General features: G+C 64.6%; 23 protein-coding genes. 10 read left to right on the top strand and 13 right to left on the bottom strand.

Annotated features, from left to right (window positions below; genetic code table 11):
- Nucleotides 1–2 precede the first annotated feature (2 nt).
- The 5 genes from R4P47_RS13885 to idi form a co-directional block, all read right to left on the bottom strand.
- Nucleotides 3–431 carry a small basic family protein gene (locus tag R4P47_RS13885; protein WP_149405722.1) on the bottom strand — a complete coding sequence of 143 codons (429 nt, stop codon included), beginning with the start codon at nucleotides 429–431 and terminating at the stop codon, nucleotides 3–5.
- The gene (locus tag R4P47_RS13880) at nucleotides 428–1,243 is read right to left on the bottom strand and encodes a DUF881 domain-containing protein (RefSeq protein WP_317785035.1); all 816 of its coding nucleotides are present in this window, start codon (nucleotides 1,241–1,243) and stop codon (nucleotides 428–430) included. The genes R4P47_RS13885 and R4P47_RS13880 overlap by 4 nt, the downstream gene beginning before the upstream one ends.
- Nucleotides 1,244–1,299: 56 nt before the next feature.
- Nucleotides 1,300–1,902, bottom strand: a complete 603-nt coding sequence (locus R4P47_RS13875; RefSeq protein ID WP_149405720.1) for a CDP-alcohol phosphatidyltransferase family protein — start codon at nucleotides 1,900–1,902, stop codon at nucleotides 1,300–1,302.
- A 61-nt stretch (nucleotides 1,903–1,963) separates the two neighbouring features.
- Nucleotides 1,964–2,599 (bottom strand): CoA pyrophosphatase, encoded by a 636-nt coding sequence (locus R4P47_RS13870; RefSeq protein WP_317785034.1) that lies wholly within the window; start codon nucleotides 2,597–2,599, stop codon nucleotides 1,964–1,966.
- A 27-nt stretch (nucleotides 2,600–2,626) separates the two neighbouring features.
- Nucleotides 2,627–3,235, bottom strand: coding sequence for an isopentenyl-diphosphate Delta-isomerase (gene idi / locus R4P47_RS13865; RefSeq protein WP_317785033.1), 609 nt, complete (start codon nucleotides 3,233–3,235; stop codon nucleotides 2,627–2,629).
- A 44-nt stretch (nucleotides 3,236–3,279) separates the two neighbouring features.
- Between idi and R4P47_RS13860 the strand changes: the two genes are divergently transcribed.
- The 3 genes from R4P47_RS13860 (at nucleotide 3,280) to R4P47_RS13850 (ending at nucleotide 5,058) form a co-directional block, all read left to right on the top strand.
- Complete coding sequence (locus R4P47_RS13860) at nucleotides 3,280–3,438, top strand: hypothetical protein (RefSeq protein ID WP_317785032.1); 159 nt, start codon at nucleotides 3,280–3,282, stop codon at nucleotides 3,436–3,438.
- 103 nt (nucleotides 3,439–3,541) lie between these two features.
- Nucleotides 3,542–3,799: a hypothetical protein gene (locus R4P47_RS13855; RefSeq protein ID WP_032398144.1), complete on the top strand. Its 258-nt coding sequence runs from the start codon at nucleotides 3,542–3,544 to the stop codon at nucleotides 3,797–3,799.
- Complete coding sequence (locus tag R4P47_RS13850; RefSeq protein ID WP_317785031.1) at nucleotides 3,796–5,058, top strand: cupin domain-containing protein; 1,263 nt, start codon at nucleotides 3,796–3,798, stop codon at nucleotides 5,056–5,058. Before R4P47_RS13855 ends, R4P47_RS13850 begins: the two co-directional genes overlap by 4 nt.
- A 3-nt stretch (nucleotides 5,059–5,061) precedes the next feature.
- Here the strand turns inward: R4P47_RS13850 and R4P47_RS13845 are convergent, their stop codons facing one another.
- Nucleotides 5,062–5,823, bottom strand: coding sequence for an SDR family NAD(P)-dependent oxidoreductase (locus R4P47_RS13845; RefSeq protein WP_149405717.1), 762 nt, complete (start codon nucleotides 5,821–5,823; stop codon nucleotides 5,062–5,064).
- Nucleotides 5,824–5,849: 26 nt separating this feature from the next.
- Nucleotides 5,850–7,646 (bottom strand): acyl-CoA dehydrogenase, encoded by a 1,797-nt coding sequence (locus tag R4P47_RS13840; RefSeq protein WP_317785030.1) that lies wholly within the window; start codon nucleotides 7,644–7,646, stop codon nucleotides 5,850–5,852.
- Between the two features lie 316 nt (nucleotides 7,647–7,962).
- Here R4P47_RS13840 and car point away from each other — a divergent pair, with 316 nt between their 5' ends.
- Nucleotides 7,963–11,490: a carboxylic acid reductase gene (car, locus tag R4P47_RS13835; RefSeq protein WP_317785029.1), complete on the top strand. Its 3,528-nt coding sequence runs from the start codon at nucleotides 7,963–7,965 to the stop codon at nucleotides 11,488–11,490.
- A 42-nt stretch (nucleotides 11,491–11,532) separates the two neighbouring features.
- On the opposite strand, the gene R4P47_RS13830 is transcribed toward car, so the two are convergent.
- The 4 genes from R4P47_RS13830 to R4P47_RS13815 are packed head-to-tail and all read right to left on the bottom strand — an operon-like array spanning nucleotide 11,533 to nucleotide 16,397.
- Nucleotides 11,533–13,113 (bottom strand): regulator, encoded by a 1,581-nt coding sequence (locus R4P47_RS13830; RefSeq protein WP_317785028.1) that lies wholly within the window; start codon nucleotides 13,111–13,113, stop codon nucleotides 11,533–11,535.
- Nucleotides 13,114–13,122: 9 nt separating this feature from the next.
- Nucleotides 13,123–13,836 (bottom strand): cysteine hydrolase, encoded by a 714-nt coding sequence (locus tag R4P47_RS13825; RefSeq protein WP_317785027.1) that lies wholly within the window; start codon nucleotides 13,834–13,836, stop codon nucleotides 13,123–13,125.
- A complete protein-coding gene (gene atzF, locus R4P47_RS13820; protein WP_317785026.1) occupies nucleotides 13,833–15,665 on the bottom strand; it encodes an allophanate hydrolase in 1,833 nt (610 codons plus the stop codon). Before atzF ends, R4P47_RS13825 begins: the two co-directional genes overlap by 4 nt.
- A gap of 57 nt (nucleotides 15,666–15,722) precedes the next feature.
- Nucleotides 15,723–16,397 (bottom strand): GntR family transcriptional regulator, encoded by a 675-nt coding sequence (locus R4P47_RS13815; protein WP_068047468.1) that lies wholly within the window; start codon nucleotides 16,395–16,397, stop codon nucleotides 15,723–15,725.
- Between the two features lie 103 nt (nucleotides 16,398–16,500).
- Here R4P47_RS13815 and R4P47_RS13810 point away from each other — a divergent pair, with 103 nt between their 5' ends.
- Nucleotides 16,501–16,797, top strand: a complete 297-nt coding sequence (locus R4P47_RS13810; protein WP_269594049.1) for a DUF503 domain-containing protein — start codon at nucleotides 16,501–16,503, stop codon at nucleotides 16,795–16,797.
- A 16-nt stretch (nucleotides 16,798–16,813) separates the two neighbouring features.
- On the opposite strand, the gene R4P47_RS13805 is transcribed toward R4P47_RS13810, so the two are convergent.
- Nucleotides 16,814–17,377 carry a dihydrofolate reductase family protein gene (locus R4P47_RS13805; RefSeq protein ID WP_149405710.1) on the bottom strand — a complete coding sequence of 188 codons (564 nt, stop codon included), beginning with the start codon at nucleotides 17,375–17,377 and terminating at the stop codon, nucleotides 16,814–16,816.
- A gap of 81 nt (nucleotides 17,378–17,458) precedes the next feature.
- Between R4P47_RS13805 and R4P47_RS13800 the strand changes: the two genes are divergently transcribed.
- The 5 genes from R4P47_RS13800 to R4P47_RS13780 all read left to right on the top strand — a co-directional run bounded on the left by R4P47_RS13800 (nucleotide 17,459) and on the right by R4P47_RS13780 (nucleotide 20,204).
- A complete protein-coding gene (locus R4P47_RS13800; protein WP_317785025.1) occupies nucleotides 17,459–18,610 on the top strand; it encodes an FAD-dependent oxidoreductase in 1,152 nt (383 codons plus the stop codon).
- Nucleotides 18,611–18,629: 19 nt separating this feature from the next.
- The gene (locus R4P47_RS13795; protein WP_149405708.1) at nucleotides 18,630–18,920 is read left to right on the top strand and encodes a hypothetical protein; all 291 of its coding nucleotides are present in this window, start codon (nucleotides 18,630–18,632) and stop codon (nucleotides 18,918–18,920) included.
- Between the two features lie 50 nt (nucleotides 18,921–18,970).
- A complete protein-coding gene (locus tag R4P47_RS13790) occupies nucleotides 18,971–19,390 on the top strand; it encodes a hypothetical protein (RefSeq protein ID WP_149405707.1) in 420 nt (139 codons plus the stop codon).
- Complete coding sequence (locus R4P47_RS13785; RefSeq protein ID WP_149405706.1) at nucleotides 19,387–19,683, top strand: transcriptional regulator; 297 nt, start codon at nucleotides 19,387–19,389, stop codon at nucleotides 19,681–19,683. The genes R4P47_RS13790 and R4P47_RS13785 overlap by 4 nt, the downstream gene beginning before the upstream one ends.
- Nucleotides 19,684–19,781: 98 nt before the next feature.
- Nucleotides 19,782–20,204 carry a VOC family protein gene (locus R4P47_RS13780; RefSeq protein ID WP_068047305.1) on the top strand — a complete coding sequence of 141 codons (423 nt, stop codon included), beginning with the start codon at nucleotides 19,782–19,784 and terminating at the stop codon, nucleotides 20,202–20,204.
- Between the two features lie 18 nt (nucleotides 20,205–20,222).
- Here R4P47_RS13780 and R4P47_RS13775 read toward each other — a convergent pair whose 3' ends face one another.
- Complete coding sequence (locus R4P47_RS13775) at nucleotides 20,223–21,494, bottom strand: MFS transporter (RefSeq protein WP_149405705.1); 1,272 nt, start codon at nucleotides 21,492–21,494, stop codon at nucleotides 20,223–20,225.
- Nucleotides 21,495–21,507: the final 13 nt, after the last annotated feature.

Raw genomic sequence — 21,507 nt, 5'->3', positions numbered from 1 at the left:
ATCTAGGCACCGAACAGACGCCTGCGCAGGGCGGCGGCGTTGCCGAAGATACGGATTCCGAGGACCACGACGATTGCCGTGGACAGCTGAGTTCCCACTCCGAGCTGATCGCCGAGCCACACGATCAGAGCCGCGACGAGGACGTTGAAGACGAACGAGATCACGAACACCTTGGCGTCGAAGATTCCGTCGAGGAAAGCCCGTACACCGCCGAACACCGCGTCGATCGCCGCGACGACGGCAATCGGCAGATAGGGCGCAACCACGGCGGGAACCTGCGGCCCTGCAACCGTCCCGATGACGACTCCGACGATCAGAGCGGCGATCGCGGCAAGAGCGTAGACCCCGTGGGTGGGGGTGATCGGCGAGTCGGACGGTTCGTGCACGTCGGACTCCGCCGGGTGGGCACTCGGTGGATCGTGCTCCGTCATCGTCGGCCTACCTCCTCTGCCACGAACGACTCTCTCACAGCGGCGGGACCGAGTTCGAGATCGGTTGCCGGGCGTACCGTGAATCCGACGCCGTACAACTGCGCCACCGTGCTCATTCGCAGATAGGCGTCGCTGACGACGAACTGGACCTGGATGCGTTGGGGCGGCCCTATCGCGTCGATGGCGTAGGGCGAGTCGATCGGGCGATTGTCCAGCAGCATTGCCCCGCCTGCCTGCCGGATGGTCACGTTGGGTCCGACGCGAATACCGTCGACCGACACCGCCTCGGCACCGCTCGCCCACAACGAATTGACGATCGCAGCGATGTCTCGATCCAGCACGGCTGCGCCCGAACCCCCACGAATCGACCGATCCGACGTGGCGTCCTCGGCCACCGGCTCGGTGACGACGACCGAGAGCCCGGGGCCGGTCACCGAATCGATGCCGGCGGCGGATTCGACAGCACTCAACCGGTCCAGCAGGGCACTGCCCGAGACATCGGACTGCAGAGCTCTGTCACGCTCCGAGGACACCTGCTCGACCAGTGCCTGTTGTGTCGCTTCCAATTCGGCGCTGCGATCCTGCGCGGCGCGGACAGCAGCGGACGCATCGGAACCCGCACGGTCCACATCGGCGCCGCCGGAAGCCAGCTGCGAGAACGCGATACCGAAGATCACCCCGACGACGACCGCACCGGCCAACAACCAGAGCGCGGCAGGTACCCGCGGCTTGCGGGTGTGCTGCGCAGTTCGTTCGGCAGCCGCCGCGCCGTATCCCGGATCCAGATGGTCGGTCAACAAGGACGTCAGCAACGACGGGACGGGATTCCTCCTGACCTGTTTCTCCGGTCGTTCCGCAGGCTCCACCGTCAGGTGCCGGCCACAGTCGGCTCGACTGCCCTGGCGACGGCGATCGCCTTGCCGAGGTACAGCAGACCGGTCCAGATGTACAACGCGGTGCCCCAGATCAGCAACGCGTATCCGAGCGGTCCTGCGGCATCGGCCACCGAATTGCTGCCGGCAGAGACCAGGAGGACCGGCAGCGCGATCATCACCACGAAGGTCGCGGCCTTACCGAGATAGATGACGTCCGGAGGCGGGAGGGATCTGCGGCGATAGACGAACATCGTCAATCCGAGTACGGCATCGCGACCGATGAGTATCGCGGCAACCCACCACGGAATGATGCCGCGCAGCACGAACGCCACCAGGGTGCTGACCACGTAGAGCCGATCGACCAACGGATCGAGAACTGCACCCAGCTTCGATGCCTGACCGAGCATGCGAGCGAGTTTGCCGTCGAGCCAATCGGTTCCACCGCTGACCAGCAGGAGCACCAGCGCCCAACCGTCGGCCTCGGGGCCGAGCATGAGGTAGAGAAACAGCGGAACACCCAACAGCCGGATTGCGCTGAGAAGGTTGGGAATGGTCGCGATGCGATCCGATACCTCGAGCTCACGGTCGTTCGTCATCGGCGATCACCTCCTTCTCGTGCCGCTTGTCTCGCTCTGCCCGCTCGGGCTTGCGGCCACGTTAGCGCCACGCGAACACCGGCTGCTCGAAGTCCGCGACTCGGGTGTGTCGACCATGCAGTGCCACTTCACGGAACTGATGGACGATCGCGCCGGTCGGAGCATGGATGGCACCCGTTCGGTACGGCCACCGGATAACCGGACGCGTCGATTCGGGAATCGACACGAATTGGGCGTCGACGTCGAGTTCGTCGACCGTCACCTCGAACACTTCGGCCACCTCGTCCTCGCTGGGCAGCAACGTGGACGAGTAGTCGCCGACCCACACCACGAACGGAGTGATGACGTACCCGGATCGGGTGACGTAGTCGTCCAACCTACCGAGCACGTCGGTCTCGTCGGCGCGAATCCCCAACTCCTCGGCCAATTCCCGCAGACAGGCCTGCATCCGGGACTCGCCCGGGTCCACACCTCCGCCGGGCAACGCGTATTGGCCCGGATGTGCGCGCAACCGATCCGGCCTCCTCGTCAGAAGCATGCGCCTGTCCCCCGGCGGTCCACCGACCGCAACGGCAACGGCGGCGGCGCGGAGTCCGTCCGTTTCGGCGGTGCGGTGGCAGAAGCGGGCGAGTTCGCGCGCGACGGAGGCACGATCGAACAGGTCCTCGTTCGGCCTGTCGGAATTGTCGACGGTCACAGCACAAACCCTAGAGGCCGGGCAGGATCAGCGGGTGTCGGCAGGACGGGCAGCGGGGGGAAGCATGTCGTCCGGCGATGCCGGCCAGCCGAGTGGCTCGTCGGCCAGAGCGGTCAACTGCTCCACCTGCGTTCGGCACCAGGGTGATACGTCGATGGCGCCGCCCAGCACTCCCGCGGAGAACTCACGCCACGACACCCATCGAGTCTCCTCCACCTCGGCCGGATCGGGATCGAGTGTCGCGTGCTCGTCGACTCTCACGCGGTATACGGGACATATCTCGTTCTCCACGATTCCGTTGTCCATGACGGCCCGGTATCGGAAGTGCGGCAGTACCAACTCGGCGGATTCCGCACGCAGGCCCAGTTCTTCACCGATTCGGCGCAGTACGGCGTCGTCGAGCTTCTCACCGGGAGCCGGGTGGCCACAGCACGTGTTGGTCAGCACCCCTGGCCAGGTCGTCTTGCTCGACGCCCTGCGCGTGAGAAGAACAGCGCCGTCCGCTCTCACCACGTAGCTGGAAAATGCCAGGTGAAGTGGCGTGTCCTGCGTGTGGACGGTGGTCTTGTCATGCGTACCGACGGCGCGGCCTTCGTCGTCCAGCAGCACCACGTGCTGCGCTCGGGATCGATCCATCGTTCCATCGTCCCACGGCCTGCGCGGCGGTCTACTGTCGAACCATGGGACGTGACGAGAACACCGACAACGAGAACCCGACAGAGCCCGAGAAGACATCGGACACGCCAAAGGGCGGCCGACCAGGACCGGTGGACGGCGGCGGCGGAGGCGGAATGGCGACCCGGGAGAACGCACCCGAGATCGCCGAGGACTCTGCCTGAGATTCGCCACACCACCGCTGTTTGAGAAACAGAGTTTGCGTCAATACCTCCGATGTTCTCGCGCTGCGCGGGTACACGAACCTCCACGACCGGAAGGACTTCGATGAGCATCAACGACGACGACATCACCACCACGGGCGGAGCCGCAGGCGAAGGACCCGCCGACGGCGGATCGAACCCCGGTGGCCATGACGGCGGAGCAGACGGCCCCGCCGGAGCCGGTGAAGGACCCGCCGACGGTGGATCCAACCCCGACGGTCACGACGGCGGAGCAGACGGCCCCGCCGGAGCGGGCGAGGGCCCGGCCGACGGTGGATCGAACCCCAACGGACACGACGGCGGTGCGGACGGTACCGCTTGAGCACTGAGTCGAGCGGCGAGCGCGGATCGGATAATCGGTCCGCGCTCCGTCGTCTCACCGGTACCGACTTCAGGACGTTCGCGGACCGGTTCTGGGGTACAGCTCCCAAACTGACCCGATCCGCCGAGCTGTCGGACTCGTTCGACGATCTGATGACACTCGACGCGGTCGACGAGCTGATCTCCGAACGCGGAGTACGCACTCCCTTCGTGCGGATGGCCAAAGACGGTCGGTTGCTGGACAAGTCGCAGTTCACGTCGTCCGGCGGGTTCGGTGCCGAGGTAACGGACCAGGTCGAATCCGCAGCGGTGCTGGCAGCCTTCGCGGCCGGAAACACGCTGGTACTTCAGGGCCTGCATCGACTGTGGCCGCCGCTGATTCATTTCGTCGGTGATCTCGTTCGCGAGCTGGGCCACCCCGTGCAGGTGAACTCGTATGTGACACCGGCTGCATCGCAAGGCTTTTCACCGCACTACGACGTACACGATGTGTTCGTCGTGCAGATCGCGGGCACCAAGCGGTGGAGCATTCACTCCCCGGTGCACGTGCATCCGCTCAACAATCAACCGTGGTCGGACCGACGGTCGGCCGTCGAGGACCACGCATCGAACACTCCCGAACTGGACGTTGTCCTCGAGCCCGGCGATGTGCTCTACCTGCCGCGCGGGTGGATCCACTCGGCGCAAGCGCTCGGTGACACAACCGTGCACCTGACCATCGGCGTGGCGTCGTACAACGACTACGACCTCGCCCACCACGTGCTGAAGTCGCTGGGCGACGTCGAGAGTCTGCGCGCTCCCCTTCCCGCCGGCCTCGACCACTCCGACCCGGAGTCCATCGCTGCGCATGTACACCGAGTCGTGGACGCCATGCGCGCCGCGCTCGACGAGATCGACCGAGACCCCGACGCGATACGTCGATTGGCCGAACGCGTCGCTGATCGTCACGACGAGCTCGTCCGACCGGAACCGGTGCGCCCACTGGCAAGCGTCGCTGCGATGGGAGCGTTGCGGGGCGAGGATTCGATCCGACTACGGCCCGGCGTGTTCGCCCGTGTCGTGCGATCGGCCCACGCAGTGTCCGTGGTCGTGCGCACCAAGACCGTGACGATGCCGCCCCAGTGCGCAGACGCTCTCGACCTGCTGAACCAGGGCGCACCGTGCCGCCTCGATGCCCTGCCCGGACTCGACACCGACGACGCGTTGGTGGTCGCGCGCAGACTGATCCGCGAGGGCATCGCCGTGCCGGCCGAACGATAGCCGTCAGGTGATCGTGATTCCACCGTCCACCGCGATGGTCTGACCCGTCACGTATCCCCCGGCGTCCGAGGCGAGCCAGATGGCAGTTGCGGCCAGTTCTTCGGGATCGCCTTTGCGTCCGAGGATCATTCGCGGAGCCATCGAGTCGAGGTATCCCGGCTGGTACGAGTCCGTCATCTCGCTCTGGAAGAAACCTGGCGCAATAGCGTTGACTCTGATGCCTTTTCGCGCGCCCCACTGCTGCGCCAGATCGCGGGTGAGGCCGATGATCGCTGCCTTGCTCGCGCTGTAGGCCGCCTGCGGAAGGCCTGCGGTGGTCAGCCCCAGAATGCTGGAGATGTTCACGATCGAACTGCCGGGTGCCATCACCCGTCCGCAGGCCTGCGCTGCCCAGTACGACCCGTTCAAGTTGATGTCGATCACCGAGCGGAACTGCTCGGGTGTCTCACGGGTTGCGGGGTAGGCCGTGCCTACCCCGGCGTTGTTGATCAGAATGTCCACTTTTCCGAACTCCTTCACCGCGGCCTCGACCATCGCGGTGCACTGGTCCGGGTCCACCACGTCGGTGGCGACCGTGATCGAACGCCCTCCGACGCTGTCGATCAACTCTGCGGTCTGCGCCAACTTGTCCACTCGTCGTGCGGCGAGCACCACGTCCGCTCCTGCCTCGGCGGCTGCCTTGGCGAATGCCACGCCCAGTCCGGAGGATGCACCGGTGACGATGACGACGCGTCCGTCCAGGCGAAATTTTTCCAAGATCGACATGTTCGATGAATCTCCTTGTTTTCGACTCAGAACCAAGCGGGTGACATATCGAGGGTGGTGCGGTCCAGTCTCGCCAACAGATCGAGCTGCACGTCCACCTTCGGCAGTTCGTAGACGTAGAAGTATTTAGCTGCAGAACGCTTTCCGTCGTAGAAGTCTCCGGTTTTCGTGCCGACCGCCAGCAACTGCTCGAGCCACATCCAGGCGATGACAGTGTGCCCCATCGCTTCGAGGTAGGCCGTGGAGTTCGCCAGCGCCACGGCGGCGTCGCCGGTACCCCACACTGCCGCGGTGACCTCGACGATTCTGTCGAAGCGCGCGTGCAGTTCGGCGGCGTATCGAGCAGCGTCACCGCCTGCTGCGTGGGCCCGCTCCACCGTCTCCGCGACGTGTTCGGCCAGCAGAGCCAATCCCGCGCCGCCCTGCATGATCACCTTGCGCCCGAGCAGATCCAATCCCTGAATGCCGTGTGTGCCTTCATGAATCGGGTTGAGGCGATTGTCGCGGTAGTGCTGCTCGACGTCGTAGTCGCGGGTGTATCCGTAGCCGCCGTGCACCTGAATGGCCAGGCTGTTGGCTTCGAGGCACCACTGAGACGGCCAGCTCTTGGCGATGGGGGTCAGTACGTCGAGCAATAGTGTCGATCGTGCTGCTTCGGCATCGTCGGATGCCGAATCCTGATGGTCGACCAGACGCGAACAATAGAGTCCCAGGGCCAGCGCGCCTTCGACGTACGACTTCTGCGCCAACAACATTCGACGAACGTCGGCGTGTTCGATCAGCGCGACAGGGGGTGCTGCCGGATCTTTCGCGCCGAGCGGTCGTCCCTGAGTACGCGTCTTCGCGTACTCGACCGACTTCAGGTAACCGACGTACCCGAGCGCGATGGCCAGGAATCCGACGCCGATCCGGGCCTCGTTCATCATGTGGAACATGTACGACAAACCGCGGTTCTCCTCGGCGACGAGGTAGCCGACAGCTCCGGATTGCCCACCGGGAGAGTGGGTTCCGTCGCCGAACGCCAGCAGGGTATTGGTGGTACCGCGGTTGCCCATCTTGTGATTGAGGCCGGTCAGCACGATGTCGTTGCGCTCGCCCGTACCGCCGTCGCCGTTCGGGAGGAATTTGGGAACGATGAACAGGGAGATTCCCTTGACTCCTGGCGGTCCTCCCGGGGTCTTGGCGAGCACCAGGTGGACGATGTTCTCGGTGAGTTCGTGATCTCCACCCGAAATCCACATCTTGGTACCGGTGATGCGGAAGCTACCGTCGTCCTGCGGCACTGCCTTCGTCGTGATGTCCGCCAGTGACGATCCGGCCTGCGGTTCCGACAGACACATGGTTCCGAACCAGCGCCCTTCCAGCATGGGCCGGACATAATCTTGCACCTGATCCGGCGTGCCGTACGTCGCGATCAGGTTGGCGTTGGCCATGGTGAGGAAAGGGTACGAGGAGGTCCCGGCGTTGGCGGCCTGGAAGAACGCCATCGCTGCCCGAGAGACGGTCGCAGGCAGTTGCATCCCGCCTATCGACTCGTCGAACTGCCCGGCGATCAGACCCGCGGACGCATAGACATCGAGCGCTTCCTTGACTTCGGGTATCAGCTCGACCGAACCGTCCGCATTCATCGTCGGCTCCTGCGCATCCGCTTTCTTGTTGTGCGGCGCGAAGTGCTTGCGGGCGATGTCCGCACTGAGGTCGAGGACCGCGTCGAAGGTCTCCTTCGAGTGCTCCGCGAAGCGCGGTCGTGCTGTCAGTGCCGCCACGTCCAGCCATTCGTACAGCAGAAAATCCAGGTCGCGTCGCGAGAGGACGTCCGACATTCACTTCTCCGATCGCGAGGGGTGACACGTGCGCGCGACGGTGACGAGCACTGTGACGCACATGACTGTGGTTTCACCATACAAGTCTCGATCTCCCGCTTTCACCGAGTACCCACGGGAGCTGCCACCCCAAATCAGCGTCGCCGATCCGGGCCCCAAAAGTGCAGTGAGCCAGACTTTTACGACTTATCGGACTATGAGGAGCGTCACGATTGGCGAGATCCCCGACGGCATATACTTACCTTTGATAACGATATTGAGCGGACAATCGCGAGGTGCCCGAACGATCGGCGCGCTTCGTCGGAGGGAGTCGAGCATGACGCACACACTGGACGTCGACAGCCGACAGGATCGACAGAACAGGCAACGCAGTCGATTTCAGGAACTGCACGAGACCGACCGGGAGTTTCGAGCCGCAGAACCGGACAGCGCAGTGGCCGATGCCGCCCAGGAGTCGTCGCCCAACCTGGCCCGCGTGGTCGCCGAGATCATGACGCGTTACTCCGATCGGCCGGCCCTCGGCCGCCGAGCTCGAGAGATCGTGAAGATCGACGACGTCGACACGTTTCACCTTCTCCCCCGGTTCGACACCGTCACCTACGGGCAGGCTTGGAGCGACGCCGGCGCGCTCGCCTCCGCGCTGACCCACGACGCGATCGGGATCGCTTCGGGAGACTTCTTCGCAACCCTGGGATTCGCGAGTGCCGACTACGTCGTCGCGGAACTGGCCACGATACGACTCGGCGCGATTGCCGTTCCGTTGCAGGCCGGTGCCACCGCGGGCCAGCTCTCGGCCATCGCCGACGAGGTCGAACCCGTCGTCCTGGCAGCCGATGTCGACAACCTGTCCGTCGCGGTCCAGGTCGCCACCCATTGCCGGTCCATTCGGCGAATCGTCGTTCTCGACCACGACGGGGCGATCGACGCGCATGCACGGATCATGGAGTCCGCGCGCAGCGATGCCGACCAGCTGGGAGTCTCCGTCCGGCCGCTCACCGAGCTGGTTCGCGACGGCGCGCAACTCCCGGAGGTTCCGCTACCCGACGACGAGGACCCCGACCGACTCGCGACACTGATCTACACCTCCGGCAGCACCGGAACTCCCAAGGGGGCGATGCACACCGAACGAATCGTGTGCGGAGCATGGACCGGCGCCTGGCACCACACCGGAGCCTCCTCCGAAGCCAGCGACCGGCCGGCCTTCCCGGTCATCACGCTCGACTACCTTCCGATGAGCCACCTGGCCGGCCGTGGCCTGGTCTTTTCGACGCTGGCGGCCGGCGGCACCGTCCACTTCGCAGGCGCGAGCGATCTGTCCACCCTGTTCGAGGATTTCGCGCTCGCTCGGCCCACGATGGCCCTGTTGATCCCGCGAGTGTGCGAGATGATTCGACACACCGTCCTCTCCGAGATCGACCGAGAGGTCGAACGCTCTGCCGGTGGCGATGCCGACAGGACGCGTCGAGAGGTACTCGAACGCAACAGGATCGAACAATTCGGTGGACGTATCCTGGCAGCGATGGTCGGCACCGCACCGATCGCTCCCGAGGTCAAGGACTTCGTCTCGGAGCTGCTCGATATTCGAGTACGCGACAACTACGGCTCCACCGAGGCCGGAATGGTGTTGCACGACGGCGTCGTTCAACGCCCGCCGGTGATCGAATACAAGCTCGACGATGTGCCCGAACTCGGTTACTTCTCCACCGACACACCGCATCCGCGCGGTGAGCTCCTCCTCAAGACGGCGTCCATCATTCCCGGTTACTACAAGCGACCGGACGTCACGGCCGAGGTCTTCGACTCCGAGGGCTTCTATCGCACCGGTGACGTCGTCGCCGAGATCGAGCCGGACCGACTCGCCTACGTCGACCGCCGCAAGAACGTTCTGAAGCTGGCCCAGGGTGAGTTCGTGGCCCTTGCCCGCCTCGAAGCCCTGTTCGGTACCAGTGAGCTGGTCGACCAGATATTCCTCTACGGCAACAGTCAACGGGCGTATCTCCTGGCAGTGGTCGTTCCGGCTCGACCGGACACAACCGCGGGTTCTGTCATCGAATCGCTGCAAGAAATCGCTCGTCAGGAATCGCTGAACTCGTACGAAATTCCGCGTGACGTGACTGTCGAGCACCACCCGTTCACACAGGAGAACGGGCTCTTGTCCGGTGCAGGCAAACAACTGCGACCCAAGTTGGTCGAGCGCTACGGAGACGAACTCGAGCGTCGCTACGCAGAACTCGAATCCGGTCAGAACGAGCGCCTGCGTGAGCTCAGGCGCAGTGGTGCCGATGCCCCTGTCCTGACCACGGTCGGCGATGCCGCACAGGCTCTGCTGGGATGCGCCGGGTCCGATGTCCGCCCCGATGCCCACTTCAGCGACTTGGGCGGAGATTCGTTGTCGGCGTTGACGTTCTCGACGCTCCTCCGTGAGATCTACGATGTCGATGTTCCGGTCGGTGTGATCACCGGGCCCGCCATGGACCTGGCAGCACTGGCCGAGTACATCTCCTCGGCCCGCGACAACGATTCCGACACCGCCACATTCGCCTCGATCCACGGTCGCGGCGCAACGATCGCCGAAGCGTCCGACCTGCGGCTGTCGGCATTTCTCGACAACGCTCTCCTCGACGCCGCGCACCACATTCCGTGCGCGCGAGAACAGACCAGCACGGTCCTGCTGACCGGTGCCAACGGATACCTCGGTCGGTTCCTCTGCCTGGAATGGCTCGAGCGCATGGCCGAGATCGGAGGAAAGGTGGTCTGCCTGGTGCGCGGACGCTCCGATTCCGACGCGCGAGCCCGACTCGACGCAGCCTTCGACAATGGAGACGCGCAGCTGTCGGAGCGCTATCGAACCTTGGCCGACGCTGCGCTCGAGGTCGTGGCAGGCGATCTGGGCACGCCCCGGTTCGGACTGGGCGACGAGGACTTCCGGACGCTGTCCGAGCGGATCGATCGCATCGTCCATCCCGCCGCTCTGGTCAACCATGCCCTGCCGTACGAGCACCTGTTCGGACCCAACGTCGTCGGCACGGCCGAGGTGATCCGGCTGGCGCTCACCCACCACGTCAAGCCCGTGACCTACCTGTCGACGGTGGCCGTCGCAGCGGGTGTCGAGGATTTCCGAGAGAACGGCGACATTCGCGCCGACAGCCCGTCGCGAGCTGTCGACGATTCCTACGCCAACGGGTACGGCAACTCCAAGTGGGCCGGCGAAGTGCTGTTGCGCAACGCGTTCGACGAGTTCGGCCTACCGGTGTCGGTCTTTCGCTCGGACATGATTCTTGCGCACAGCACGTGGACGGGTCAGCTCAACGTGCCGGATGTGTTCACGCGTCTGATCTTGTCGGTCGTCGAAACCGGTCTGGCTCCGCACACGTTCTACGCCACCGACACCGGGGCACCGACCGACGAGAAGGGACGACCGCTGGCCCACTACGACGGACTGCCTGCCGATTTCAGTGCGTCGGCCATCACATCGATCGCGGGTGGGGATACCTCGGGCTACCGCACCTTCGACATCCTCAACCCACACGACGACGACATCTCGCTGGACACGTTCGTCGATTGGATCCGTGACGCCGGTCGCGACATCGAGATCGTAGAGAACTACGACGAGTGGTTCGAGCGTTTCAACGCAGCAGTCGAGGCTCTTCCGGAGAAGCAGCGGTCGCACTCGCTGCTCCCCTTGATCGACTCGTACGCACACCCGCAACACCCGTCGTCCGGGGCGATGCTGCCCGCCGACGAGTTCGCCTCGGCCGTCGGGGATATTCCGCACCTCGGGCGCGAATTGATCGAGAAGTATCTCTCCGATCTCGTGGCGCTCGAGCTCGTGAGCACGCGCTAGAGCAGTTCCCGATGCGGGCCACACGGCCCGCATCGGGAAGCCCTACTCCCCGACCGGTTGTGGCTCGCTCGTCGGCTTCGGGGCAGGAATCAGCCGTGAGTACGCCAGACACACGAGCCCGAAGAACAGATAACCCAGGGCGACTTGGGGATTGGCAGCCCACCCCACCTCGTGTGAATGGATCAGGCCGACCCACGACAGTGCCGCGGCCACTCCACCCGCTGCTGCGGCGGCGAGAAACCGTTTGTCGAGAACGAACGTGACGATGGTGCCCAACATCAGTCCGGCGAGTACCGCTCCCGACCCGAACGTCTTCAGTCCGTCGTAGACGACACCCGCCTGACCCAGTGCCTCGCTGCCCACTTCCGTCGCCGATGTGCCTGCCGCGCTGAGTGCGTTGTCGATCAGACCCACCGCCCATTCCGCGAGGTTGGGGAGCAACGCCACCACCACCGCGATGGCGTGCAGCTTCGGCACCGACTGGAATGCCTGGGCGCCGATCAGCAGTCCGATGTACAGCAGAATCGGGACGATCGCAGGAATCGGCAGCAAGGTCGCCAGCAATCCGAACAACCCGAGAAAACACATCAACCCGATCGCGACGCCCGACGCGACCGAGTATCCGGTCCGGCCACCTGCGTCCTTCCAGCCGGGATGGCCGATGTAGACCGCGGGCGGGAACGGCGATCCGAACGCCGAGCCGACGACCGCACCGAAGCCGTCGGCGAGCAGCACACTGCGCAGGTTGTAGTTGTCTCCCGCAGCGGACGCGCTTTCGACGTTGCTCATCGCCTCGGTGAAGTTGTAGACCCCCAACGGAATTGCGGTAGCGAGCAGCGGTGCCAGGTTACCGAGACCGTCGAGCAGGAGATCGAGGCGCAGATCCGGAAGGCCGAGCGCGATATTGCTCGCCGCCTCGGTCACGTCCGGCACGGACATGTATCCGCCGATCCAGCCGATCGCCGTGCCCACCAGCAGCGCCGCGAGACCGACCGGAATGTTGCCGGGCAACTTCACATCTGTGAAGAAGCCGATGAGAATGATTGCGAGAACCGGCAATCCGATCCAGGCGGCCTCCCACATCTGCGCGGCCGGGCGCATCGCGATGAACGTGATCGAGATGCCGGCCAACGTACCGAGCATTGCCGCGCGCGGAGTGATCCTGCGAATGTAGGGCCCGACGAACGCTCCGATCATGACGATGATGCCGATCATGAAGGCCCAGGCGAGCCCCGCCGCCCACGCCTGAACCGCGTCGCCCGTCGCCAGGTAGACCGGGAGCATGACCACGAACACGACGATGAACATGTGCGGAACGCTCGGACCGTACGGTAACGCCGTCACATCGGTTCGATTCTCGCGCTTGGCAAGTCGACGAGCGAGAACCATGTAGTACAGGTTCCCCAGGATCAGGGCGATCCCGAGGGCAGGCAGCAGCGTCCCGAGGACGTCGCTTCCCGGAATTCCGACCACCGCGATGCTCAGAGTCGTCAGAGTGAGCACGTTGACGAGAATGTTGAAGCCGAGTCCGAAGAATGCGTTGGTGTCGCCCTTCGTCCACCACGAGAGGGTGAACGAGGACGAAGAGCCTGCAGCGGGTGAGTCTTTGACGTCCATGGTCATATTCCGGTCCTATCGACTCGCAGAAGTGGGGACGAGCGCAACCAACGCGGCCACGACGTCCTCCGACGGCGCGGTCCACCCGAAAATCCCGCCTTGAGCCGAGATCATCTCGAGGCCCACTCGCTGGAACTCCGGGAAGTACGAACCGACACAGTCCGTCACCACGAGGCACTCGTACCCACGATCGTTGGCCTCCCGAACCGTGGTGTGCACACACACCTCGGTCGTAACTCCGGTGACGAGCAGAGTCGTGATTCCGGCGCTCGTGAGAACCTCGGAGAGCTCGGTGGCGTAGAACGCCCCTTTGCCGGGCTTGTCGATGACTGTCTCGCCCTCGAGCGGTGCCAGCTCGTCGACGATGTCGTGACCGTACTCACCGCGAACGAGGATGCGGCCGAACGCTCCTGGATCACCGATGCGCCGAGAGGGCGTGCCGCGGCGCAACTTCGCCGGCGGACAGTCCGACAGGTCCGGGAGATGCCCCTCCCTGGTGTGGATCACCGGTATCCCGGCCTCCCTGGCCACACTGATGAGACCTGCGAGTGGTTCGATCACGGTTCGGAGCAGGCCGACATCGTTACCGAGGCTCTCACCGAACCCCCCGGGAAGCAGAAAGTCCCTCTGCATGTCGATGACGAGTAGTGCCGTCGTTGCGGCGTCGATGGTGAACTCCGATGGCGACGCCGACGGTATCGAAATTACCGGTGTATGTGCTGAGGTCATGAGATCTCCTGTGCTGCAATGGAAGTATTGTGAGCAGAATTGATCGCCCGGGAATATGCCCGCCAGCCACCGAACTCGCTGATGTCGTCGACGGTGTGTCCCTCCGCGCCGGTCTGCACAGTGGCATCGCAGACGTAGCCGAGAACGTCGGAACCGTCGGCCAGCAGCACTCGTCCCAGAGCGAGCACCGCTGGCATTCTGCCCACGAGTACCGCAAGAGAAGTAGCGGGCAGACGCCACCTCTCCACGTCGATTGCGCTGCCGCCGAATGGAACTCGCAGCAGGCCGGGAGTCGGATCGTCGGTTCCGATCCGAAGCAGTGTGTACGTCGGCGCGGTGCACGTGGCCTCGACCAGGGACCCGCCGAGCTCGACGAGCTGCGGGTTGGCGCGCTCTCCTGACAGATGGTGCCCGGCAACGACGATGTCGATGGTCTCGACCGCCGACCCTTCGACGGCGAGAGGCGGTGAGACGGCGCGCCCCTCTCCGAGCAACCGGGCCGCGACTGCGAGAATCGTATCGTCGGCCAGTGCAGGCCCGATCACCATGAGGCTGACCGGTCGACCGTCCTCGGTGTGCCCGGCGGGAACCGCTACGGCGGTCAGGTCGAGAAGGTTCCCGAAGTGGGTGTAGTGGCCGAGCTTCGTGTTGCACGCGATGGGGTCCGCGAGCACCTCGGGCACGGTGAAGGTGGTACCGATGGTCGGCACGATCATCACGTCCATCGAGGTCCAGAGCTGCGCGACGCGAGCGCGAAGGTCTTGTAGCGTCTGCAGGGCACGGAAGGCATCGACGGCGTTGTACCGCCGTCCACCCAGGAATATCTCGCGGACGACCGGAACGATGGAATCGGGCTTGTCGGTGAGGAATTCGTCGAACTCGACCAGCCGCTCGGCGACCCACGGTCCCTGATACAGCAGCGATCCGGCATCGAGAAACGGAGTGAGATCGACTGCGGTAGTCCGTAATCCATGCTCGGGAAGCGACCGGCGCGCGACCGAATGTGCATCGAACATGGCTGCGTCGCCGAAAAAATCCAACTGCTGCAGGTCCGGTAGACCCACAGTGACCTCGTGCCCGTCGAACTTCTCTCCGCGGCGACGCGACCAGCCGTCCGCTGGATCCTCAGCGCACATGACGTCGAAAACGAGATCGAGATCCTCGACCGTCGTCGCCATCAGGGTGATGCAGTCCAGCGACTTGCACGCGGGGACGAGTCCGACGGTGCTGATCAGGCCGCGTGACGGCTTGTACCCGACGATGCCGTTGAGCGCTGCGGGCACTCGCCCCGATCCTGCGGTGTCGGTGGCCACGCAGAACGGCACCTGCCCGAGGGCGACGGCCAGTGCCGAACCGGAGCTGGAGCCGCCCGAGATCATGTCGTTGCCGTAGACGCTCCGCGGAATCGGGTGCGGCGTGCGCGTTCCGTTCAGCCCGGTCGCGAACTGATCGAGGCTGGTCTTGCCGACGAAGATGGCTCCGGCGTCGACCAACGCCTGCACTGCAGGGGCCGTCGAATCCGGCGTGTACGCGTAGTCGGGACAGGCGAGAGTGGTCGGGTATCCGGCTACGTCGATGCTGTCCTTGACGCCGAAGGGAATTCCGTACAGGGGTAGCGACACCGCATCGGGTCGCGCTTCCAGAGCCGCGGCGGCCGCGAGCAGTTCCGAACGGGACACGACGGTGATCCACGTTCCGTCGTCGCCGCGCGCAGCCACGGCGGTCGAGAAGGCCTCCACCGTTGCCGTGGGAGTCGAGGCGCCGGTTCGGTACGCCGCGAGCATCTCGGCAACGGTCGGGCCGGGTACCGGTCCAAGGTCTGAATTCATACCGTCGATTGTCGACAGTTTTCTGTTACTGCAGGTTGTTGCCGTGTTTCGAGTCTGTTAGGAAGTACTCTCGAGATGCAGGTAGGTCAGCTCGCCGTGCTGCTTCAACGCAGCGAGCGCCACCGACAGATCGTTCGATTCGATGGCGTCGAGCAACCATTCGTGACGCCGGATCCCGTCGACCGGATTGGCCACTCGGGCTTCTTCCCTGAGATTGCGGGCCATCGGTAGCTGCAACTTCAGCAGGATCGGTGCATACGCCACATCGAGTTGGCGACTGCCTGCCAACGCCACGATGGCTTCGTGGAAACGCCGGTGGGCGTCGTCCTTGCCGAGGGTGTCGCCCCGCGCATCGGCGTCACGCATCTCGTCGAGCGCCGTTCGTACCGGCGCGAACGCACCGTCGCGAGACGAACCGAGCGGGAGTGCGCGCTCGAGCGCATGCCGTTCGAGGACCTGACGCAGCTCGAAGAGTTCGAGAATGTCCACTGCCGACCACACCGTAACTCGGAACCCGCGACGTGGAAGATGTTCGACCAGACCCTGCTGAGCCAACAGGCGCAACGCCTCACGTACCGGTGCTCGGCTGATCCCGAGGCGCGCGCACAGGGTTTCCTCGACCACTCGGGATCCGGGCTCGAGCGCACCGCTGAGCACCTCGGATCGGACCTGACGGGTCGCCATTTCGACAAGGCTGGGCGGCAAGGAGCCGTGTTCCGCCGGTGCAGCCATGCCGCCAGTGTACGAACATGTTCGGCGAATGGTGCGCATCCGAAGCATCGCCGAGTCGAATCCCGAGTGCTCGGGTATCCCCCAGCGTTAGGATGGTCGGCATATGTGGATTGGATGGATAGAATTCGACTTCCTTCTCGGAGATGTTCACTCACTCAAAGAGAAGCGCTCCGTGATCCGGCCGGTGATCTCCGAAATGCAACGTAAGTTCGCGGTGTCGGCCGCGGAGACCGATCATCGCGAGTTGCACCGACGAGCAGGTGTCGGCGCGTCCGTCGTAGCAGGCGATCGCGACCATGTCACCGATGTTCTCGACCGAATCGAGCGCGTGGCGGCCTCACGTCCCGAGCTGCAACTCGTCTCCGTGCGGCGGCGCACCATCCGAAGCGACGACGTCTGAGGCCTGCCCCGCCCGGTCATCGACGTACGTCGAACACCTGCTTCTGAATTCCGTTGCCGTAGACCTCGTGTTCGACCAGTTCGAGATGCGTGGTGTCCTTGTCGGCCTCACTGAACAGTCGCTTTCCCGCCCCGAGCAGGAGTGGAAAGACGAGCAGGTGGTACCGATCGACGAGTCCGGCGTCGGCGAGACTTCGCCCCAGAGTGGCGCTGCCGTGGATCGAGATCGGCCCACCATCGGAGTCCCTGAGCTCTGCGACGTCGTCGATTCCACGCAGAATGGTTGCCGGCCACCGTGAGTCGTCCTTTTCGAGCGTTGTCGACACCACGTACCTCGGCATCGCGTTGTACCCGGCGAAATCGTCCATGGTGGGCCAGATCGGCGCAAATGCCTCGTACGAGGTGCGGCCCAACAGCAGCGCCGTGGCCTCTTCCTGCTCGCGCCCCTTGATCTCGTACACTGCCGGGTCGAATTCTATGCCCTGAAACGTCCACCCCGAGTTGCGATAACCCACCTCGCCGCCGGGTCCTTCCATGACGCCGTCGAGCGAAACGAACGCGGTCACGATCACAGTGCGCATGGACGGTCCTTACCGGTGCTGGGATGCGGGTGCCGGAATCGTAAACCATCCGCCCGCCGAATCCGTCGATACGATCGACCGATGAGTGTCAGCGCGACGTCCCGCCCGGCGTGGGACGACGACCCGGTCGTGTCCGGCTGGCCGGGCCTGCCCGCACTGGAGCGTGAGAGCACCGCGGACGTCTGCGTCGTCGGCCTGGGAGGCTCGGGTCTGGCCGCGGTAGCCGACCTCGTAGACCGTGGTCTCGATGTGGTCGGAATCGACGCAGGACGGATCGCTGCCGGCGCCGCGGGCCGCAACGGCGGATTCCTGCTCGGTGGTCCGGCGACTTTTCTGCACACTGCGCTCGCAACCTGGGGGCCGTGTGCGGTGGATCTGTATCGAGCGACTCTGGCCGAGATCGACTCTCTGGAAGAGATTCTCGGATCCGCCGTCGTCCGCCGTACCGGATCCATCAGGCTCGCGGGAGTGCCCGGCGCGCCGGTCGAGCTCTCCGATTCGGAGGATTGCGATGCGCTGGCACAGTGCCTGCGCGAGAACGACATTGCCGTCGACCAGTATTCCGGCGAGTTGGGGCGCGGGATCTTCCTACCGGACGACGCGGTGATGAATCCTGCGCGTCGCGCGCTGGGGTTGGCGTCGATCCTCGCGGGCCGCGCCCGGTTGTACGAGAACACGCCCGCAACCGCCATCGGGCCAGGAGCAGTCACGACGCCGAGTGGGGTGATTCGGTGCGGCCTGGTTCTCGTTGCCGTCGACGGTCGGCTCGAACAGGTACTCCCCCAGCTCGACGGCCGGGTTCGGACCGCGCGTCTGCAGATGCTCGCCACCTCGCCCGTCACGCCGAGACGACTGTCCTGCCCCGTGTACGGACGATGGGGATACGACTACGCGCAGCAGGACGCGTCGGGACGGCTGTATGTCGGGGGCGGTCGTGACCTCTTCGTAGACGACGAGTGGACACCGTCCGACGTACCGACTGCCCAGGTGCAGGACTACATCGAATCTGTCGCGACATCGTTTGCAGGAGAATCTGTTTCGGTTGTTGCGCGTTGGGCTGCATCCGTGGGATTCACCTCGGACGGGCGCCCGCTGTGCACAGTCGTCGACGACACCGTGGTCGCATTCGGCGGCTACAACGGGACAGGCAATCTGGTCGGCCCGGTCACCGCTCGTGCCGCCGTTGCGCTCGGGCTCGACGGGATTGCAGTGCCGCAGTATCTGAGCAGCTGACGCATGGCAGTGTGGACCCATGGCCGAAGAACCGGAACGCACCGAGGACGGTCGCTACATCGTCATCAAGGGTAGACGTTGGCGCGCAACGGATCCTGACATCCCCGAGGATCGCAATACCGAACTGCGGTCGATTCTGATGGCGTGGCGCAGGGAGGTCAAACGTACGTCGGGCGCACCCGAATCTCGCGCAGGCGTGCATGCCACCAAAGTCGCCCTCGGCGAGCGAGGAACGCCGTGGTGGGAGCAGTCCGACGACGAACGACGAGCCCGCTGGGAATCGGAAGTATCGCGGCCTGCCGACACCTGACCCTCGCCAGATGGTTGCCATGATGGAAACTATCCAATACAGTTTCCACCATGGAAAGCATCGGAAGACCCACACCTGCCGAAGCACGAACAGCTCTCGACGACATCGACCGAGTTCAGCGCGCGGTACGAGACACTCCGTGGCCGGTGTGGCTGTATCCGGTCAACGCCGTGCTGCTCGCAGTCTTCGCACTGACCGCCCTTGTCGACAGCCGGGCCGCGTTCCTCGGGGTCGCCGCGGTGATCATCGCGGTCAACGTCATCACCGGATATCGGATGGGGACGCCGTGGGCACTACCCACCAACAGAGGCTTCCTCACCTGCGTGGCGCTCTCGGCGCTCTGCGTCGCACTGGCGCAGGCTGTCGGGAATCCCGGCGGACCGGCCTGGCCTGTGCTTCTGCTCGCCATCGCAGCTGCGTCGATCTACTCGATCGGATCGATCCTGCACTACCGCAGCACACGTCGATGACGAGCGATCTCGATCCCATCATTCATCCCGCACACCGGCTCCGAATCTGTGCCCTTCTGGCCGCGGCCACGACGGTGGAACTCTCGATCGTCAAGGAACACAGCGGGTTGAGCGCATCGGCGCTGAGCAAGCAGGTCGCCGCTCTGGTCGATGCGGGATACGTCGAGCAGCAGCGATCACGCACGGACTCGCGTCGACTGTGGTTGTCGTTGACGAAGGACGGTAGAACGGCGTATCGACGCCATGTGGCTGCACTCCGCACCATTCTGGCCGATACCGACGCCTCCATCTGATCTTCTGCGGTGACTTTCCGTCGTGGTGCGTGTCTACTGTTTCGACGGATGCCGTCGACGTAGTTCAGCCCGCTCGTTCAGCGAAGAAGGAGACTTCGATCATGTCCATTCTCAATCCCTACCTGTCGTTCCGAGACAATGCCCGCGAGGCGATGGAGTTCTATCGGTCGGTCTTCGGTGGCGAGCTCACCGTCACCACGCTCGGCGAGGCCAACGCCAGCGAGGATCCCGCCGACCAGGACAAGGTCATGCACGGCCAGCTGACAACCTCGAACGGCTTCACTCTGATGGGAGCCGACACGCCGTCGTCGATGGAGCACACCCCCGGCAACACCATGAGCGTCTCGCTCAGCGGCGACGAGGAGGACGAACTGACGGGTTACTGGAACAAGTTGGCCGTCGACGCGCAGTTCACCATGGGTCTCGAGAAAGCTCCGTGGGGCGACACGTTCGGAATGTTGACCGACAAGTTCGGAGTTCAGTGGATGGTCAACATCGCAGGATCCAACACTGGGAGCTGAGCGCCGACGCAGCCGCTCCTACACGACGACGGTCTTCGGCGGGATCACCTGTCGGAGACCTTCGGGCCCCCAGCCCCGATCGAGTGCCAGCAGCAACAGTGCACAGCCGATACCGGACAGGACGAGCGCGGAACCGAACATCGCCGTGTATCCGAACAGATCGCCGACCACACCGGCGGCGATCCCGGCGGCACCCTGCGCGAAGACGATCGCGCACGCCATCAGCGTGTAATCGCTTCCCGCGAAGCGCTTCTCGGACGCGTCCATCATCAGCGCGAACACCGCCACGGTGGCCGCACCACCGAGCACATGTTCGGTGATGTTGGCGGTGACCAGAAGCGGAAAGCCGCCTACGCCCAGCGACGCGACGACATACAGGGCAAGGCTCAGCGTTTGGCTCACTCCGCCCACCAGCAGGGCCCGACGACGTCCGTACCGAAACGCCAGCCATGCCCCGAGTACGGCTCCCCCGACCGCAGCCACCGAAGACAGACCGCCCTCGACCAGCGCTATCTGGGGCAGCGACAGACCGCTGTCCGACAGGAACGGACCCACGAGTGCCGATCCCATCGAGTTGCCGAACTTGAACCCGATGATCAGCAGAATGAATGCCACCATTCCGGGTCTGCGAAGCCGCGACCACCAGGCACCGGCCAGCCGCCCCGGCCTCGGTCGCTCGGCGTGCGGATCGGAGTCCGCGTCGGCCGCGTCGAGTTGTCTGCGCATCCACCACACGGGGAGCGTCGTCAGCACGATCAGTAGTGCCATCGCAACGAACAGCGCCCGCCATCCGGCGAAGGTGAACAGCCACAACAGCAGTCCGCCACCGCACACCATGCCGATGCGGTAGGCACCGACCTGGAGTCCGTTGCCCAACCCGCGCTGCGCCGCGGTGAGCGTACGCACCGCGATGCCGTCGGTCGCGATGTCCTGCGTCGCCGACAGAGCATTCATGACGAAGATGCCGACGAACAGCCAGCGCAACGTCGACGACAGATCGAGGAACGACAACGCCAGTGCCACCGCTGCGGCCGAACACTGCAGCGACAGCAGCCACCGCCTCCTGGATCCGTACCGATCGACGTACGGTGCCCAGAGAAACTTGAGCGCCCACGGTAGGAACAACACACCGGTTGCGCTGATCTTCACCAAGGAGAACCCCGACTCCCGGAGCACCACCGGCAAGGCCTGGGTGAAGAATCCGAACGGCACTCCCTGCGCGAAGTAGAGCGCCCCCAGGAGAGTGAGGGTCCCGGCGGTGAACGACGCCGGGCGCACCGCGTTGGTCATGACGGCCATCGTG

Source organism: Rhodococcus sp. IEGM 1370 (assembly GCF_033142325.1).
Taxonomy (GTDB): domain Bacteria; phylum Actinomycetota; class Actinomycetes; order Mycobacteriales; family Mycobacteriaceae; genus Rhodococcoides.
This window is presented reverse-complemented; position numbering and strand designations above follow the sequence as displayed.